Genomic DNA, 18,629 nt, shown 5'->3' on the forward strand with positions numbered 1-18,629 from the left:
GTCTCCGCTGAAAGGACGACCGTCGAGAGCATGACGTTTCCGCCGAGCGGCTTCGTGCCCAACCACCCTCACCTTCCGGCTCTGATCTACCGCAACGCCCTTGCCATCGACCCTCTGGTCGGCGACCCCGCCAGCCTGTTCGAAGACCTTTTTGCGAAAAACGGCTGGCAGGGCATCTGGCGCGATGGCGTATTCGATTACCAGCACTACCACACGGGCGCCCACGAGGTCCTCGGCATCGCAAATGGTCGCGGCCTGCTGCTGATCGGCGGTCCGGATGGCACCGAAATCTCAGTCCATGGCGGCGATTGCATCGTGTTGCCGGCCGGCACCGGGCACATGCGGCTGGAGGCCAGCCGCGACTTCGTGGTTGTCGGCGCCTATCCGCCAGGACAGCGTGCGGATCTCCAGACCGGACCCGCGGATTCTGAGGGTCTCAGCCGAATTTCGAGCCTTCCCGTGCCGCAGACCGATCCGCTTCGTGGCCGCGACGGCCCCCTCCTTCGGCACTGGGTCCGTTAGGGTTCATTCATGTACATCTAATGCGTGCGCAAAAATCCGATAGGCACAATTTTATCGGAACAAGCACACCAGCCTTGCAGTTACCCCGCTGATCGCCACCCGCTCTACGGCCCGGCAACCCAAGGCTATAAAGATGAACACGCGTCCTCAATTCGCCTCGTCCACCCCGCTGTCAAAGCTCCCGCCGCAAATCTACTACGTGCATCCTCTCATGCTCAAAGGCTTGCAGGATTGGCGCCAGGTTTTTGCCCATGCGAAGGATCTCGGCTTCGATACGGTCCTCAGCGCGCCGCTGTTTGCACGCGGCGCGGACACGAGCATTTTCGTCAGCGGAGACCTGGACAGGCTTGATCCGGCGCTGGGACTTGGGGAAATCGTCGACGACGGCGTGAAGGCACTGACAGGTGCCGCTAAAGAGCATGGCATCAAGCTGATGCTCGACATTGCCATCGATCGTATCGCCGATGCCTCGAACCAAGGCAGCGCCGTCGTATTCGACCCGCGTCGCTCGCCGCAGGAAAGCGGCAGCCGCACGATCGATATCACTCATGAAACGCAGCTGCTCGATGACTGGCGCCGCCGACTGGCGCGGCTGGCCGGGCTTGGCATCGCCGGCTTCCGCTGCATCGGCATTGGCAAGGTCGCGCCTGACGTCTGGAAGGGCCTGATCACTGCGGCCCGCAGTGCCGTCTCCGACACCATCTTCCTTGCCTGGACGCCAGGCACCAGTTTTGAAGATCGCAAGGCGCTCAAGGGCGTTGGCTTCGACGGCAGCTTTTCGTCCTTTGCCTGGTGGAACATGGAGGAACGCTGGATCCTCGACGAATACGAGGTGCAGCGCGAACTCGGCTACCAGATCACCTTTCCGGAAGCCCCGTTCGGCAAGCGCATGGCGCATGGCATTGACGGAACCGAAGTGTCGGAGCGCCGAGCGGTCCGGGCCCTGAAGCTCGCGTCGACCTTCGCCAGCGGCCTCATGGTGCCGATGGGCTTCGAATACGGCTCATCCATCCCGCTCGACCCGCTGACCGGTGACGGAATGGGTCTGCGTGGACTCAAGGACCAGGGCGTGTTCGACCTGTCGAGCGACATCCGTGCCATCAATGCCGCGCCGAACAAGACATCGGCCGGGTTCGGCCGCCAGCCGTTGCGGCTGATTTCCACCAGCCAGACCCAGGCTGTGGCGCTCTTGCAGACCGACCATGAGGATATCCGCGCGTCGTCGAAGATCCGCGTCGTGATGCTGAATCGCGATCTCCGCAGGGTTACCAAGGCTCCGTTCAACGTGCTGCGTGAAGCAGCCTCCCCTTTCCTGCCGCTGACGGCGCCGGGGAATGACGCCGACATTTTTGCACCCGATCTCATGCTGAAGCCGGGCGAACTGCGCGTTTTTGAAGGCCATGCCTCGCAGCCGATCATCGAAGCTGTTCCTGTTTCCACCGCAGCAGAGGCCGCAGCCACGCCGCGGCTGGCAATCGAGAAGATCACGCCGTCGGTGGATGACGGCCGTTTCGTGGTGAAGCGGGTTGTTGGCGAGACGGTCAAGGTCGAAGCCGACGTGTTCGGCGACGGGCACGATCCGCTGTCGGCATCGGTCATGTGGCGTGCGGCCGACGAGGACCAGTGGACCGAAGTGCCGATGACGCTTGTCACCAACGATCGTTGGGCGGCAGAATTTCCGCTGAAGCGGATGGGTCGCCACGAGTTTGCAATCGAGGCCTGGAAGAACCCCTTTCAGATCTTCCGCTACGAATTCACCAAGAAGCACGAGGCGCGGCTCGATCTGCGGCTGGAGATCCAGGAAGGCATCAATCTGGTGCTTGATGCGCTGGATCATGCCACGGGTGACCTCAAGACCGAGCTGAAGGTGCTGTTCGACACGCTGACGGCGCAGGACGATCCCAAGCGGATCGAAACGCTACTGCTGGCCGACACGGCCGAGCTGATGGTGGAAGCCGACCGCCGCCCGCATCGGGTTCGCTCAACCTCGATCCCGGTCGATGCCGAGCGGACGGCCGCAGCGTTTGCGAGCTGGTTCCAGGTGTTCCCGCGCTCCCAGAGCGGCGATGCGAACCGTCACGGCACGTTCGACGACGTGATCGCACGGTTGCCGGCCATCCGGGAGATGGGCTTTGATGTCCTCTACTTCCCGCCGGTGCATCCGATCGGTTCGACCAACCGCAAGGGCAAGAACAACACGCTGACGCCGGCCCCTGATGATCCGGGCAGCCCATACGCGATCGGCTCGGAAGATGGCGGCCATGACGCGATCCATCCGGAGCTCGGCACGTTCGAGGATTTCCGCCGGCTGGTGGATGCCGCCAAGGAGCACGGGCTGGAGCTCGCTCTCGACCTCGCGATCCAGGCATCGCCCGACCACCCGTGGCTGAAGTCCAATCCCGGCTGGTTCGACTGGCGGCCTGACGGCACGATCCGCTATGCCGAAAACCCGCCGAAGAAATACGAAGACATCGTCAACGTCGATTTCTACGCCAAGGACGCGGTGCCTTCGCTGTGGATCGAGTTGCGCGACGTCGTGCAGAAGTGGGTCGATAACGGCGTCAAGCTGTTCCGCGTCGACAATCCCCATACGAAGCCGTTCCCGTTCTGGGAATGGATGATCGCCGACATCCGCTCGCGCCATCCGGACGTCGCCTTCCTGTCGGAAGCCTTTACCAAGCCGAAGGTGATGTATCGCCTCGCCAAGGTCGGGTTCTCGCAGTCCTACACCTACTTCACCTGGCGCAATGCCAAGTGGGAGCTCGAGCAGTATATGCGCGAGATCACCACAGAAGAGCCGAAGGAATTCTTCCGTCCGCATTTCTTCGTCAACACGCACGATATCAACCCGGATTTCCTGCAGAACGCACCGCGTCCAGCCTATCTGATCCGTGCAGCGCTGGCCGCAACGCTCTCGGGCCTCTGGGGCGTCTATAACGGCTTCGAGCTTTGCGAGGGACGCCCAGACGCCAAGCGCAAGGAATATGCGGACTCCGAGAAGTACGAGATCCGTGCCTGGGATTACGACCGTCCGGGTCACATCAAGGGCGAGATCGCCCTTCTCAACCGCATCCGCCGCGAGAACCCGGCGCTGCATTCGCATCTCGGTCTGCAGCTCCTGCCCGCCTGGAACGACAACATCATGTTCTTCGAAAAGGCCAGTGCCGGCCGCGAGAACGTGCTGCTGATCGCCGTCAACCTCGATCCGCACAATGCGCAGGAAGCGGATATCGAACTGCCGCTGTGGTCGTTCGGCCTGCCGGATCATGGAACCCTCGATCTTGAGGATGTCATCGGCGGCGATCGCTTCTCATTGACCGGCAAGGTGCAGCGCATCCGCCTCGACCCTCACTCCGGCCTGCCATTCTCCATCTGGCGCGTCCGTTAAAGACAAGAATGGGAGGAGACATCATGGACATCACGAGCGGCCGAAACCAGGGCCAGGACCAGAATCAAGCGATGAACGACGATCCACTATGGTACAAGGATGCAGTTATCTATCAGCTGCATATCAAGTCGTTCTACGACGCCAATGGCGACGGTATCGGCGACTTTCAGGGGCTGCACGAGAAGCTGGATCACGTCGCTTCGCTCGGCGCCAACACGATCTGGCTGCTGCCGTTCTTTCCGTCGCCGCGTCGTGACGATGGATACGATATTGCCCATTATACCAGCGTCAGCCCGGACTATGGCACGGTGGACGAATTCAAGGCGTTCGTGGCTGCCGCCCATGCGCGCAATCTGCGGGTGCTGATCGAGCTCGTCATCAACCACACGTCCGACCAGCATCCGTGGTTCCAGCGGGCACGTCATGCGCCTCCCGGTTCGCCGGAGCGGGATTTCTACGTGTGGTCGGATACGGACCAGAAATTCCCGGAAACGCGGATCATCTTTCTCGATACGGAAAAGTCCAACTGGACATGGGATCCGGTTGCCGGCGCCTATTACTGGCACCGCTTCTATTCGCACCAGCCCGACCTTAACTTCGACAACCCAGCCGTTCTCGAAGAGCTGTTCGAAGTCATGCGTTTCTGGGCCGATACGGGCATCGACGGTTTCCGCCTCGACGCCATCCCGTATCTGATCGAGCGCGAAGGCACGATCAACGAGAACCTGCCGGAAACCCACGACATCCTGAAGAAGATCCGCGCGGCGCTCGACAGCACCCATCCCGGCAAGATGCTGCTGGCGGAAGCCAACCAGTGGCCGGAAGATACGCGCGAATATTTCGGCGATGGCGACGAGTGCAACATGGCGTTCCACTTTCCGCTGATGCCGCGCATGTATATGGCGATCGCCAAGGAAGACCGCTTCCCGATCACCGATATCATGCGCCAGACGCCTGAAATCCCGGACAATTGCCAGTGGGCGATCTTCCTGCGCAACCACGACGAGCTGACGCTCGAGATGGTGACCGACGAAGAGCGCGATTACCTCTGGAACATCTATGCCGCCGACCGGCGCGCCCGCATCAATCTCGGCATTCGTCGCCGTCTTGCGCCGCTGATGGAGCGCGACCGCCGCAGGATCGAGCTGATGAACGGCCTGCTGCTTTCCATGCCCGGAACTCCCGTCATCTACTACGGTGACGAGATCGGCATGGGCGACAACATCTATCTGGGCGACCGCGACGGCGTTCGCACGCCGATGCAGTGGTCTCCGGACCGCAATGGCGGTTTCTCCAAGGCCGATCCGGCGCGCCTCGTGCTGCCGCCGGTCATGGATCCTCAGTACGGCTATGAGGCGGTGAATGTCGAAGCGCAGGGCGCCGACGCACATTCGCTGCTGAACTGGATGCGCCGGATGCTTGCGCTGCGCAACAAGCATGCCGCATTCGGCCGCGGCACGCAGCGTTTCCTGACGCCCGGGAACCGCAAGATCCTTGCCTATCTTCGCGAATACGAGGGTGAGACGATCCTGTGCGTCGCCAACCTTTCACGCCTGCCGCAGGCGGTGGAACTGGATTTGTCGCAGTTTGCCGGCTGGGTGCCGATCGAGATGTCCGGCATGTCGCCGTTCCCGCCGATCGGTCAGCTGACCTATCTGCTGACGCTGCCGCCCTACGGCTTCTTCTGGTTCCAGCTGGTGGAAAGTTCCGACGGCCCCGTCTGGCGCAAGGAGCCACCGGAGCAGATGCAGGACATGGTGACCATGGTCGTTCGCCGTGACCTGCAGGAGCTCAGCGAAGACTCGCCGCTGTCGAAGATGTTTGCCAAGGATATCCTGCCGCCATACCTCTCGAAACGCCGCTGGTTCGGCTCCAAGGGCTCGATCCTCAATTCGGCGCGGCTTGCCAACGTGACGCCGATCGCATTTGCCAACAACATCCTGCTCGGCGAGCTAGAGGTCGATGTTGCCGGCAAGTTGGATACCTATCTCCTGCCGCTCGCCATCGCCTGGGATGAAGCCCAGCCTTCGGCGCTTGCCCAGCAGTTGGCGCTCGCCCGCATCCGTCAGGGTCGCCGGGTCGGTTTCCTGACCGACGGCTTTGCCATGGAGGGGCTGGCGCGCGGCGTTATCCGCGGACTGTCCGAACGGGCCGTGATCTCGGGCGTTTCAGGCGCCCTTGAATTCGTCGGCACCGACACTCTCGACCAGCTCAACTTCAACGACGACATGCCGGTGACCTGGCTCTCGGCCGAACAGTCGAACAGCTCGCTGATCATCGGCGATCTCGCCATGGTGAAGCTGATCCGTCACATCTTCCCGGGTATCCACCCGGAAGTGGAGATGACGCGTTATCTCACCAATGTCGGCTACCAGAATACGGGACAGCTGCTCGGCGAAGTCGCCCGCACCTCGCCGGAGGGCAACCGCTACACGATGATCATCGTGCAGCGCGCGATCCGCAATCAGGGCGATGCCTGGAACTGGATGCTCGGCAACCTGCGCCGCGCAATCGACGAGATTGTGGTGACCGGGCTCGAGGGCGAAGGGATCGACGAGCACTTCAAGCCGCTCGTCAATCTTTCGGCCACCATCGGAACACGGCTTGGTGAGCTGCATGTCGCACTGGCCCAGCCGACCGATGACGAGGCATTCAGCCCGATCTGGGCTGGCGACGCCGATATCTCGAGATGGCGCGCGGGCGTAACGGCTCAGATCGACCAGAGCCTGACCATGCTCGAACTGAACAGCGAGGGACTGGAAGGTCGCGCCGCAGAAGACGCACGCATGATCCTCAGCCGTCGCGAAGACCTGTTCGGCCTTGTCGAGACGCTGTCCGGCTTTGCCATTTCGACGCTGATGACCCGTACCCACGGGGACTTTCACCTGGGCCAGATCCTGGTGGCAGAGGGCGACGCCTATATCATCGACTTCGAGGGCGAACCCGCCCGCGATCTCGAGGAACGTCGTGCGAAGTCAAACCCGCTGCGCGACGTGGCCGGCCTGTTGCGGTCGCTCAGCTATCTCGCAGCCTCGGCCGATCTCGATCGGGAGGTCGTCAGCGAAGTGGACGACGCCCGTCATCCGGAGCTCGTCAGCCGCTTCATCGACAAGGCGGAACCGGCATTCCTGCAGGCCTATTTCGATGCTGTGGAAAAGTCCGACTCGCTCAACATCCCGCACGAGAAGCGGTCGAAAATACTCGACCTCTTCCTGCTGGAAAAAGCCGCCTACGAGATCGCCTACGAAGTGCGCAGCCGGCCGAAGTGGCTGCCCCTGCCGCTCGCAGGTTTTGCGACCATCGCGGCGCGGCTTCTCGACACCGACAGCAATTCCACCCCTGATGCACCCAAGGGAGAGACAGAGTGATGCGATACGAGCGCACGGACCTCATCATCGGAACCGTTGAGGAGGGCCTCCAGGCCCTCGTCGACGGCCGTCATGGCGATCCCTTTTCCATTCTCGGCCGCCATCAGTACGGCGACCTCACCGTGGTGCGGGTGCTGCTTCCCGGGGCGCTGTCGGTTGAGGTCGTCGAGCGCGATACGGCCAAGGTCGTCGCGGAGCTGGACAGCATCCACCCCGGCGGTCTGTTTGCCGGCGTGACCAATTCGACTGCGCCCTATTTCCTGCGCATCGAATGGCCGGAAGCAATCCAGGAAACCGAGGATTCCTATTCCTTTGCGCCACTGCTGGGCGATCTCGATCTGCACCTGATCGGCCAGGGCACCCATTACGATCTCGGCCGTACGCTGGGCGCGATCCCGATGGAAGTGGACGGGGTTTCCGGCGTGCGTTTCGCCGTCTGGGCACCGAACGCCACGCGCCTTTCGGTGGTCGGCGATTTCAACGCCTGGGACGGACGCCGTCACCCGATGCGGCTGCGGCCGCAGGCCGGCGTCTGGGAACTGTTCGTTCCTCGGCTGACCCATGGCGAGCGCTACAAGTTCGAAATTCTCGACGCTCACGGCAATATGCTGGCGCAGAAGGCCGACCCGATCGCGCGTGCCTCAGAAGCGGCGCCGTCGACTGCCTCCGTCATCGCTTCGTCCAAGCCGTTCCGCTGGACCGATGGCGACTGGATGGCGGCACAGGCCAAGGACCGTGCCCGCGAAGGCGCGATGTCCGTCTACGAGGTGCATCTCGGTTCCTGGGTGCGGATTGCCGAGGAAGGCAACCGGACGCTCGACTGGGTGGAACTCAGCCAGCGCCTCGTGCCCTACGTCAAGAAGCTCGGCTTTACCCATATCGAAATGCTGCCGATCATGGAGCATCCGTTCGGCGGCTCATGGGGCTACCAGCCGCTCGGTCTGTTTGCGCCGACCGGACGCTACGGCACGCCTGAGGACTTCGCCTATTTCATCGATCGCTGCCATGCTGCCGGGATCGGCGTTATCCTCGACTGGGTGCCGGCGCATTTCCCGACCGACGTCTGGGGGCTGGCGCAGTTCGACGGAACGGCGCTCTATGAGCATGCCGATCCACGCGAAGGGTTCCACAAGGACTGGAACACGCTGATCTACAATCTCGGTCGCAACGAGGTGAAAGGCTTCCTGATCGCGTCAGCGCTGGAATGGCTTGACCATTTCCATATCGATGCGCTCCGCGTCGATGCGGTGGCCTCCATGCTCTACCGCGATTACAGCCGCGAGCAGGGCGAATGGATCCCCAACAAGTATGGCGGACGTGAAAACCTTGAATCCGTTGAATTCTTCAAGCACCTGAACAGCATCATCCATGAACGGTGCCCGCATGCCTTTACGGTGGCCGAGGAATCGACCGCCTGGCCGGGTGTGACCGAAAGCGTCGAGCACGGCGGGTTGGGCTTCGACTTCAAGTGGAACATGGGCTGGATGCACGACACGCTCCATTACATGGAGGAAGATCCGGTCTATCGCAAATACCAGCACGGAAGCCTGACCTTCGGCATGGTCTATGCCTATTCCGAACGCTTCATGCTGCCGCTGTCCCATGACGAAGTGGTGCACGGCAAGGGCTCGCTGTTTGGCAAGATGCCGGGCGACCACTGGCAGAAGATGGCCAACCTTCGGGCCTATTACGGTTTCATGTGGGGCCATCCCGGCAAGAAGCTGATGTTCATGGGTGGCGAAGTCGCTCAGGTGACCGAGTGGAACCACGACGCGTCCGTTGTCTGGGATCTGCTGGACAGCCCCGATCATGCGGGCATGCAGCGCTTGATCGCCGATCTCAATGCGCTCTATTCGGCCGAGCCGGCGCTTCAGTATGGCGATCTCCATCCTGAAGGCTTCGAATGGGCCGTGTCCGACGATGCGGAAAACTCCGTTACCGCGATGCTGCGCCTGTCGCAGGACCGGCAGTCGGCGATCATCGTCGCTTCCAACATGACGCCTGTGCCGCGGCATGGCTACCGGATCGGCGTGCCGTTCGAGGGACGCTGGGAAGTGGTGCTGAATACCGATGCCGCAATCTACGGCGGCACCAATTTTGGCCAGACCGAAGCCTGGACGGAAAACCAGTCGGCGCATGGCAAGACAGCGTCCGTCGCTCTCGACATTCCGCCACTGGCGACAGTGTATCTGCGGTGGCGGGGTTAAGTCCCCGGCATCACCCGGATTGAGCGCTTCCAAGAGATGAAACGCCTGACGGGACCTAGTCCCGCCAGCCGTCTCGATAGACGACCTTGTCCACGCCGGCAAACCGCCCCACCCGCTGCAGCTCGGCATCGAGCTTGGCCAGCCTGCCTGCGGATGCCCGAACACCCTTTTCCAGCCACAGCCGCCTGACATCGAGCACGCCGGACTTGCGCTCCGCCTTCATGTCGATGCGGCCGATCATGCGGTCGCCTTCCAGAAGCGGAAAGACGTAATAGCCGTATTGCCGCTTCGGCTCGGGCACGAAGACCTCGATGCGGTAGAAGAAGTCGAACAGCCGCACCGCCCGGTCGCGGTTGCGCAGGAGCGGATCGAACGGGCTCAGCACCCTCACCCGTGCCGGCGGCTCGGGAATATCGCCGAGGTTCTCGGGAAAGCCTGCAAAGGCAAAAGACGCACGCGGCCGGCTGCCATCGGCGGATTCGATCAGGACTTCGCAGAGTTCGTCGCGATGGGCCTTCACCCAGTCCCTCGCCTCTTCCGGTGTGACGATATCCCAAAAGGCAGCAAGTTCGCCCGATGTGGCAAAGCCGAGCTTTTCCATCGCGCTGCGACAGGCCCAGTCGACAAACTCCTCGTGGCTGACGTCGGGTTCGTGATGGTGGGCGGCAATGACGCGCTCGGTCAGATCGTAGATCTTCTGGAAATTCACCCGGCCGGCAATCGAAAGCTTGCCGGTGTGCCAGTAATATTCGAGCGCCGTCTTGTTGGGATGCCAGTTCCACCAGCCGCCGGATTTGTGATCCTCCATCTTCATGTCGCGCGACATGATCGCACCGTTTTCGGAGATGTGCTTGAACGTGTCCTCGAAGGCGGAATCGAAACTCTCGCCATGCCATTTGCGCCAGCGCTCGGCCAGGATCGGTTCGCGGCGGCGGAAGCGGTGCTTCCAGTAGCGGAACAGACGCGCCGGAATGATCGAGGCGTCGTGGGTCCAGTGTTCGAACAGCTCGCCGTCTTTTTCCAAGAGCGACGTCAGATGTTCGCGCCGATAGGTCTGGTTGCGCGAAAACAGGATCATGTGATGGGCGCGCTCGACGGTGGCGATACTATCCACCTGCACGAAGCCCAGATCGTCGATCAGTTGCAGAAGACCGGCCTTGTTGAGCGCACGGGTCGGCGGTGCGGAAAGCTGCTGCCGTTCGATGAAAATCCGTCTTGCCCGGGCATTGTCGATCAGAATCGCCATGGCAACGAGACTAGGGCGACAGTGGACCGGATGCAATGTTCACTTTTCATTCCGCCTTCCCGCTCTGCTCCCGCCGCGATATAGACCGTTCAGCAACCGAGGACCGGCATTGGACATCCATTTCGACAAGGCCGAAGCTCGCTTCGAGGGGCGTGTCACGCTGCATCCGCTGACGGTGCGGCTGACCGAGCGCCGCATCGGCGTGATCGGCCTTAACGGCTCCGGCAAGACGACGTTTGCGCGGATGATCAACGGGCTGGTTTCTCCCGCTAGCGGCACTGTTGTGGTCAACGGCTTCGATACCAAGGCCGACACCGACCGCGCCCGCAGCCAGGTGGGTTTCATCTTCCAGAACCCGCAAAACCAGATCATCCTGCCGATCCTGAAGGAAGACATCGCGCTCGGCCTCACGCCCCGCAAGCTTTCGAAAGCCGAGATCGAGGCCCGAACGACGGCGATCCTCAAGCGCTTCGGCATCGGACATCTTGCCGACCGTCGCTCGCACGAGCTTTCCGGCGGCGAATTGCAGCTTGCGGCCTTTGCCTCGGTTCTGGTGACGGAACCGGACATTTTGATCATGGACGAGCCGACCAACCAGCTGGACCTGAAGAACCGCAACCTGGTGGCTCGAACGATCAGCGAGCTCCCCGAAAACGTCATCGTGCTGACCCACGACCTCGATCTCATCGCGGGCTTCGAGCGGGTTCTGTTGTTTGACAACGGCCGGCTTGCCGGCGACGGAAACGCTGCCGAGATCATCGCCCGTTACCGCGAGCTTGCCGCATGAAGACGCTTTACATGGACGGCAGCGGCTTTCTGCACCGGCTTTCGGCCCGGGCGAAGCTTGTGCTGCTGGCTACCGCAAGCCTTGCTCTGTTCCTCATCCAGTCGCCGTTAGTGCTTGGCGTCGGTGCGGTCGCCAGCGGCCTGCTTTTCGCTTCGCTGCGAATCGGATGGCGGCAAACATGGCTGCGGCTGCGGGTTCTTTTCCTCACCATCGCAGCCGTTGCGCTGTTCACGCTGGTTTTCAACAGCCCTGTCGAGGCCGTCAGCGTGTTTTTCCGGCTCTCGGCGCTGGCGCTTCTTGCGTCCGCGGTGACGGCCACGACTACTACCGGCGATTTTATTACGGAAGTGACATTTGCGGCTTTGCCGCTTGAAAAGCTCGGGCTTGTAAAAGCTGCGGATATCGGCCTGTCGATCGGCCTTGTCCTTCGCTTCATTCCGGAAATCCTGCTGCGCCACCGGGCCATCCGCGACGCCCATATCGCGCGAGGGTTGCGCCCTCGAACCCTCTCCATCATCGTCCCGCTGATCATCCTCACATTGAAGAATGCCGACGAGATTGCCAGCGCAATTGACGCCCGGGCAATCCGTGCGCAGAAGTGATACAGATTCAGTCGTCAAGGAATAGCTATTTGCCTACTCGTGATCTCGTTCTGGCCGCCCTGTTTGCCGCTATCATCATCGTGCTGGGACTGGTGCCGCCGGTCATGCTCGGTTTCATTCCCGTCCCCATCACGGCGCAATCGCTCGGCGTGATGCTGGCCGGCGTCGTGCTCGGCGCCAAGCGCGGCACGATCGCGGTCCTCCTGGTCCTGGTACTTGCAGCGATCGGTCTGCCGGTTCTGTCCGGCGGCCGCGGCGGCCTTGCCGTCTTCATGGCGCCGACGACCGGTTATCTGATCGGCTGGGTGTTTGCCGCGATGGTAACCGGATATCTGTCGCAGATCATGGTGGGTCGCGACCAGGCGGGGCTGGTGCAGGGCGTGAACTTCTTTATCGCAGCCCTGATGGGCGGCGTGATCGTGCTTTACGGGATCGGCATCACCTATCTGGCGCTGATCACCGGCATGGGCTTCGTCAAAGCGTTTCTCGGCTCGCTCGCTTTCATTCCGGGCGACGTCCTGAAGGCTGTGATTGCGGCGCTCGCCGGGCGGGCCGTGATGGCAGGCTATCCGCTGCTGCCGCAGCGCGCGTAAGCAGTCAGTCGAGGAACTGATACAGCCAGTCGCGCAGGTCTTCGGGCAGCGCGGCCGGCGTCCGGGTTTCCGGATCGCATGCGGACCAGACGATTTCGGCTTCGGCCACCTCATCGCTGCCGCGCGTGAAGCGGACGATAAAGCCTGCGGACTTGCCGCCGATCTTGCTCACTCCGACATGGGTATGGACGAGATCGCCGAGCTTCAGCGGCATGTGATAGGTGCAGGAGATCTTGCCGACCGCAAAGAACGGGTCATCCGTTGCCGGCTTGCGGCGGTGCCAGAATTCCGTGACCGCCTGTTCCGCAAGGCCGATATAGGCAGCGCGAAACATTTCGCCGTTAAGATCCACATCGCGATAGGCAACGCGAAAATCATGGGTCTTGCCGATATCCTTCGCCATTCCTGCCCGCACTCCAAAAAACGCCTAATGCGCCTACTTCACGGCAAATCCGGTGAAGAGCAAGGGGTATGCGCTTGAAAACATCGCCGTTCTGCGCCATGTCCGAGCTCAACATACCTCACGAGGCCGCCCAATGACCACGCGCCTTTACGAAAACTCCATATTTCTCGAGCATGCGACGCCGGAAGGCCATCCTGAACGGGCAGACCGGCTGCGTTCGCTCAACATCGCGCTCGAACACCCCAATTTCGACAAGCTCGACCGCAAACAGGCACCACAGGCCAACGAAGACACGGTGCTTCTGGCGCATCCGGAAGAACACCTGCGTTGGGTGATGCGCAAGATCCCCGAGGAAGACACGATCCTGCAGATCGAGGCCGATACGCATGTGGGGCCGAAGAGCCTGCAGGCGGCGCTGACCGGCATCGGCGGCGCGATCGCGGCCGTCGACGACGTGATGACCGGCAAGGTGGACAACGCATTCGTTGCCTCGCGTCCGCCGGGACATCACGCGGAAAAGACCAAGGCGATGGGCTTTTGCCTGTTCAACAACATCGCCATTGCCGCCCGCCATGCGCAGCAGGTCTATGGCGTGGAACGGGTCGCGATCGTCGACTGGGATGTGCATCACGGCAACGGCACGCAGGACATCTTCTGGGACGATCCGTCCGTTTTGTTTTGCTCCACGCACCAGATGCCGCTTTATCCCGGCACAGGCGCCAGAGACGAGACGGGCACGAAAAACACGATCGTCAATGCGCCGCTTTCGGCCAATGACGGCAGCGACCATTTTCGCGATGCCTTCAAGAGCCGCGTCTTGCCGGCGCTCGAAAACTTCCGGCCGGATCTGGTGCTGATCTCGGCAGGCTTTGATGCGCATCATCGCGATCCGCTGGCGCAGATCAATCTTGTCGGTGACGATTTCGACTGGGCGACCGGCCGGTTGATGGAAATTGCGGGGAAATACGCCGGCAACAGGGTCGTCAGCCTGCTCGAGGGTGGCTATGATCTGGAAGGGCTGGCGGAATCGGCCGGCCTGCATATCTGCAGACTGATGAGAGGATGAAGGACATGACCGAAGCCCCAGGCGAGCCGAACGCTCCGATCGACGTCAGTGGTTATTCCTTCGAAAAGGCCGTTGCCGAGCTGGAAAGCATCGTTGCGCGGCTGGAACGCGGCGACGTGGCGCTCGACGAATCCATCGCCATCTACGAGCGCGGCGAAGCGCTGAAGAAGCATTGCGAAAAGCTTCTGAACGCCGCCGAAAGCCGGATCGAAAAGATCCGCCTTGACCGAAGCGGCAAGCCGCAGGGCGTGGAGCCGCTCGACGGCGAGTGAGGTCTTCGCTCGCATGAAGCCCTGAGTTGCATCTCGACTGAAATTCCGACCTGCGCTATAGTCTCCCCATGGACAAGGACCAGGTCATCGCCAAGCTTCGCGAGCACGAGGCCGAACTTCGTGCCGCAGGCGCGGAACAGATGTCGATATTTGGCTCGGTAGCGCGTGGCGAGGCGACGGACGAGTCAGATCTTGATGTTCTGGTGACGTTTTCAGAGCCGGTCATCCAGTCTGGCTGGGGGTATTTTACGGCCGTCGAAGAGCTACGTGCCCTGATCGTTGGCATTACTGGTGTAAGCAGCGTTGACATAGTTCCCGAACCGTTGCGCCGGAAACGTTTCAGCCGGAGCGTGGAGAGGGATAGGGCGATTGCCTACTAAGCGTCCTCTGATCCGTTTCCGAGACATTGTCGAGAACGGTCAATCCATTCTCGAATATACACACGGTATGGATTTCGACGCGTACTCTGTCAGCAAGATTACACGGGATGCGTCTGAGCGATGTCTAGCACGAATTTCCGAAGCCTCTTTCAAGCTTGGCTCGACGGCAGAAGAAATCTTTCCAAGCCACAACTGGGGCGCCATCAGGGGTTTTGGAAACATGCTCCGGCATGAATACGATGATATTCTTGATGAAACCACTTGGGCAATTGTCACACGGCACCTCCCGCCCCTCCTTTTCGAACTCGAAACCTTCCTCGCGCGCTACCCTGAAGATCAGGAAACGCTGTAGGAAGGCCGACATCATTCTTCCCGGGCATCGATCCCATCCGGATGATGCATCTGCCTGCGATGCGGTTGAAACGCTGATCATGCCTTGGTCCTCCGACATCGTACCTGATGACGACCAGGAGTTCGTGCCGTTGGCGACAACCTCCCTTCCCCGAGTCCCTCCCCTTGCCCGTCAGCTGAAATCGATTAAAACCGCGGCAAGGTTGTCTCCGTGGACAACTTGAAAAAGCCGGTTTCATCCTCATGTTAGGGTGATAGTTGCTTTTGAGAACAAAAGAAGAGAAAGCCAGCCTCTGTGACACCCCTGCCCGAGACGCCGCTGCTCGACACCGTCAAGCTTCCCGCCGACCTTCGCAAGATCGATGACCGCGACCTGCCGAAGCTTGCCCGCGAACTGCGTGACGAGATGATCGACGCCGTCTCCAGGACCGGCGGACATCTGGGTGCCGGCCTCGGCGTCACGGAACTGACGATCGCCATCCACAAGGTGTTCAATACGCCTGACGATCGGCTGATCTTCGATGTGGGCCACCAGTGCTACCCGCACAAGATCCTCACCGGTCGCCGCGACCGCATCCGCACGCTGCGCCAGGAGGACGGTCTTTCGGGCTTCACGCGCCGCGCGGAAAGCGAATACGATCCGTTCGGTGCAGCGCATTCCTCGACCTCGATTTCGGCCGGCCTCGGCATGGCAGTGGGTTCGGATCTCGCCGGTTCGAAGCGCAATGTGATTGCCGTGATCGGTGACGGCGCGATGTCGGCCGGCATGGCCTATGAGGCGATGAACAATGCCGGTGCGCTCGACGCGCGGCTGATCGTCATCCTCAACGACAACGACATGTCGATCGCGCCGCCGACCGGCGCCATGAGCGCCTATCTCGCCCGCCTTGCTTCCGGCCGCACCTATATGGGCATGCGCGAAGTGGGCAAGAAGCTGACCGGCTATCTCGGCAAGAATATCGACCGGGCGATTACCCGTGCCGTCGAACACGCCCGCGGTTATGTGACCGGCGGCACGATGTTCGAGGAGATGGGTTTCTATCACATCGGCCCGATCGACGGTCATTCGTTCGAGCATCTTCTGCCGGTGCTGCGCAATGTGCGCGACAATGCCAAGGGCCCGGTGCTGATCCATGTCGTCACGCAGAAGGGTAAGGGTTATCCCCCCGCCGAAGCTGCGGCCGACAAGTATCACGGCGTCAACAAGTTCGACGTCATCACCGGCGCGCAGGCCAAGGCCAAGCCAAATGCGCCGTCCTATACCAGCGTGTTCGGCGACGCCCTCGTTCAGGAAGCCGGTTTTGACGACAAGATCGTCGGCGTGACTGCCGCGATGCCGAACGGTACGGGGCTGGACAAGCTGCAGCTTGCCTTCCCCAACCGCACATTCGATGTGGGCATTGCCGAACAGCATGCCGTTACCTTTGCGGCAGGCCTTGCGACGGAAGGCTTCAAGCCGTTCTGCGCGCTCTATTCCACCTTCCTGCAGCGCGGTTACGACCAGGTTGTCCACGACGTGGCGATCCAGGGTCTGCCGGTGCGCTTCCCGATCGACCGCGCCGGTTTCGTCGGTGCTGACGGGCCGACCCATGCCGGTTCGTTCGACACGACCTTTCTTGCGACTCTCCCCGGCATGGTCGTGATGGCCGCCAGCGACGAGGCCGAACTGAAGCATATGGTACGCACTGCCGCGGCCTATGACGAAGGCCCGATCTCGTTCCGCTATCCGCGCGGCGAAGGCGTCGGTATCGAACTGCCGGAACGCGGCCAGATCCTGGAGATCGGCAAGGGCCGCGTCGTCAAGCAGGGGTCGAAAGTGGCGCTTCTGTCGTTCGGCACGCGCCTCAAGGACTGTCTGCTGGCGTCGGAAGATCTCGATGCCGCCGGTCTGTCGACAACGGTGGCCGATGCCAGGTTTGCCAAGCCGCTCGACCACGACCTGATCCGCCAGCTTGCCCGCCATCACGAAGTGCTTGTCACCATCGAGGAAGGCGCAGTCGGCGGCTTCGGCAGCCATGTGCTGCAGTTCCTCAGCACCGAAGGCCTGCTCGATCACGGTGTGAAGGTTCGCTCGCTGGTGCTGCCCGATGTCTGGATGGAACAGGCAAGCCCCGACGTGATGTACGCCAAAGCCGGCCTCGACCGCGCCGGCATCGTCAAGACGGTGTTCAATGCGCTAGGCAAGACCCAAGTCGGAGTTGGCGCTGCGGGGTAAAGGCCTCAGCCTCGCTCTCCTTGCCCGTCCGTCTCGTGACTCAGATGTCTTGCTAGCACTCGACAGGGCGAGATGAAGACGTTCGTCCGGGCGAGTTCCTTCGTTACTCCCCCGCCGTCAGAAACAGCACGTGCAGGTCCTTCTCCGGCGTGAAATCCTCGGCGGTCATCTCGAAGGTTGTCGGGTCGGTTTTCTTGATGTTGGTGGCGCAGACGCTGACGTAATCCTTGGGGTTGCCCTTGTCGATTGTCAGGCGGAATTTGCCGATGGGGCCGGACCAGTTTGCGCCGGTGGTCAGCACATAGGACAGCCATTGTTCGGTATAGTGCGGGCCGCCCTTGGTGGCTGCGGTTTCTAGCTTTGCGGCTGTCTTCATGAAGCTGTCGTCGATGCAGTAGCGTTCGACGTAGCGGGCGTACTCATAGGCCGGCTTGCCGTTTTCGATGAAGGTCATGGCCACCGTGCCGCCGACGCTCGGTTTGTAGCGGTGGCTGACCTTGACCGGTTTTTGCGCGGGAAATCTCGTCTTCCACCAATAGGCGGAGCGGAGCGTCCATGCCGGCGTGATGTCCTCTTGCCAGCCCTTTCCGGCATCGTAGCGATCGATCCGGATCAGGCCCTTGGCAAGAAAGTCGGCCTTCACGTCATCGGGCAGGGTCTTGAGGGCCTCGGTGGTTCTGTCGCTATAGGGGAGAAGCGGTACCTTGTGGGCGACGAGGTCTTCGGTGCGGTCAATGCCGGTGGCAATGATGCGTTGCTGGAGCTGCGGCTTGATCTCGCGGCCGTCCTGCAGGACCGTGAAGCCGAGGAAGTTGTCGGCTTCCGGGTCGCCATAGGCTATGTCGCTCAGGGCACCGCCAGTTATGTCCGGCATCGGGAAGGCGATGACGCTTTCGACATCCTTGTCGGTGTCGTTCCTGAAGATGTAGTCGACCCGGACTTCCTCTCGTGAGAGGTGAAGATGCTCTTCGGCCATCGTGATATCGGCGGTCTGGACATAGACGAGGCCGCCGGTCGTCAGTTCCGCCGTCGTATCATTGGCGATAAGCGGCGGTGCAGCCAAAAGCAGGCCGGCCGTCAGCGTGGCCCCGAAGGCGATTGTCCAGCGTCTCATCCATTCCCCTCCCGGTTGGCGCGGCAACAATAGGCAGAAGGCGCGAACTATAAAAGGCCGTCGGAGGCTTGTCCGGCAGGTCGAAACGCGTTTTTGTCTTGCGTGCGGGGCTCGC

At 61.5% G+C, this 18,629-nt stretch carries 15 protein-coding genes; 12 read left to right on the forward strand and 3 right to left on the reverse strand.

Annotation, left to right across the window (positions count from 1 at the left end; translation table 11 throughout):
• The first annotated feature begins 30 nt into the window (after positions 1-30).
• From AC0JZ8_RS18975 to glgB, 4 genes are all read left to right on the forward strand, one after another.
• Complete coding sequence (locus tag AC0JZ8_RS18975) at positions 31-522, forward strand: cupin (RefSeq protein WP_062580184.1); 492 nt, start codon at positions 31-33, stop codon at positions 520-522.
• Between the two features lie 133 nt (positions 523-655).
• Entirely contained in the window at positions 656-3,910 is a 3,255-nt protein-coding gene (locus AC0JZ8_RS18980; protein ID WP_471893191.1) for a maltotransferase domain-containing protein, read from the forward strand.
• A 23-nt stretch (positions 3,911-3,933) separates the two neighbouring features.
• Positions 3,934-7,278, forward strand: a complete 3,345-nt coding sequence (gene treS / locus AC0JZ8_RS18985; protein ID WP_471893192.1) for a maltose alpha-D-glucosyltransferase — start codon at positions 3,934-3,936, stop codon at positions 7,276-7,278.
• Entirely contained in the window at positions 7,278-9,485 is a 2,208-nt protein-coding gene (gene glgB / locus AC0JZ8_RS18990; protein ID WP_471893400.1) for a 1,4-alpha-glucan branching protein GlgB, read from the forward strand. Before treS ends, glgB begins: the two co-directional genes overlap by 1 nt.
• 55 nt (positions 9,486-9,540) lie before the next feature.
• On the opposite strand, the gene AC0JZ8_RS18995 is transcribed toward glgB, so the two are convergent.
• Positions 9,541-10,731, reverse strand: coding sequence for a winged helix-turn-helix domain-containing protein (locus AC0JZ8_RS18995; RefSeq protein WP_471893193.1), 1,191 nt, complete (start codon positions 10,729-10,731; stop codon positions 9,541-9,543).
• Between the two features lie 109 nt (positions 10,732-10,840).
• On the opposite strand from AC0JZ8_RS18995, the gene AC0JZ8_RS19000 reads away from it, so the two are divergent.
• From AC0JZ8_RS19000 to AC0JZ8_RS19010, 3 genes are read left to right on the forward strand one after another with little or no spacing between them, the layout of a single operon-like run.
• Entirely contained in the window at positions 10,841-11,518 is a 678-nt protein-coding gene (locus AC0JZ8_RS19000; protein ID WP_471893194.1) for an energy-coupling factor ABC transporter ATP-binding protein, read from the forward strand.
• Positions 11,515-12,120, forward strand: a complete 606-nt coding sequence (locus AC0JZ8_RS19005; protein ID WP_471893195.1) for an energy-coupling factor transporter transmembrane component T family protein — start codon at positions 11,515-11,517, stop codon at positions 12,118-12,120. Before AC0JZ8_RS19000 ends, AC0JZ8_RS19005 begins: the two co-directional genes overlap by 4 nt.
• Positions 12,121-12,149: 29 nt before the next feature.
• On the forward strand, positions 12,150-12,713 hold the full coding sequence (locus AC0JZ8_RS19010) for a biotin transporter BioY (RefSeq protein WP_062453649.1): 564 nt from the start codon (positions 12,150-12,152) through the stop codon (positions 12,711-12,713).
• A gap of 4 nt (positions 12,714-12,717) precedes the next feature.
• Here the strand turns inward: AC0JZ8_RS19010 and AC0JZ8_RS19015 are convergent, their stop codons facing one another.
• Entirely contained in the window at positions 12,718-13,116 is a 399-nt protein-coding gene (locus AC0JZ8_RS19015) for an acyl-CoA thioesterase (protein WP_062453650.1), read from the reverse strand.
• Positions 13,117-13,249: 133 nt separating this feature from the next.
• Between AC0JZ8_RS19015 and AC0JZ8_RS19020 the strand changes: the two genes are divergently transcribed.
• The 5 genes from AC0JZ8_RS19020 to dxs all read left to right on the forward strand — a co-directional run bounded on the left by AC0JZ8_RS19020 (position 13,250) and on the right by dxs (position 17,400).
• Positions 13,250-14,182: a histone deacetylase family protein gene (locus AC0JZ8_RS19020; RefSeq protein WP_430250376.1), complete on the forward strand. Its 933-nt coding sequence runs from the start codon at positions 13,250-13,252 to the stop codon at positions 14,180-14,182.
• A gap of 5 nt (positions 14,183-14,187) precedes the next feature.
• Entirely contained in the window at positions 14,188-14,454 is a 267-nt protein-coding gene (locus AC0JZ8_RS19025) for an exodeoxyribonuclease VII small subunit (RefSeq protein ID WP_192076524.1), read from the forward strand.
• Positions 14,455-14,522: 68 nt separating this feature from the next.
• On the forward strand, positions 14,523-14,834 hold the full coding sequence (locus AC0JZ8_RS19030; RefSeq protein ID WP_471893196.1) for a nucleotidyltransferase family protein: 312 nt from the start codon (positions 14,523-14,525) through the stop codon (positions 14,832-14,834).
• 67 nt (positions 14,835-14,901) lie between these two features.
• The gene (locus tag AC0JZ8_RS19035) at positions 14,902-15,186 is read left to right on the forward strand and encodes a HepT-like ribonuclease domain-containing protein (protein WP_062453653.1); all 285 of its coding nucleotides are present in this window, start codon (positions 14,902-14,904) and stop codon (positions 15,184-15,186) included.
• Between the two features lie 294 nt (positions 15,187-15,480).
• Complete coding sequence (gene dxs, locus AC0JZ8_RS19040) at positions 15,481-17,400, forward strand: 1-deoxy-D-xylulose-5-phosphate synthase (RefSeq protein WP_062453654.1); 1,920 nt, start codon at positions 15,481-15,483, stop codon at positions 17,398-17,400.
• Positions 17,401-17,503: 103 nt separating this feature from the next.
• Here dxs and AC0JZ8_RS19045 read toward each other — a convergent pair whose 3' ends face one another.
• Positions 17,504-18,514, reverse strand: a complete 1,011-nt coding sequence (locus tag AC0JZ8_RS19045) for a DUF4424 domain-containing protein (RefSeq protein WP_471893197.1) — start codon at positions 18,512-18,514, stop codon at positions 17,504-17,506.
• Positions 18,515-18,629 lie beyond the last annotated feature (115 nt).

Source organism: Velazquezella soli (assembly GCF_977018685.1).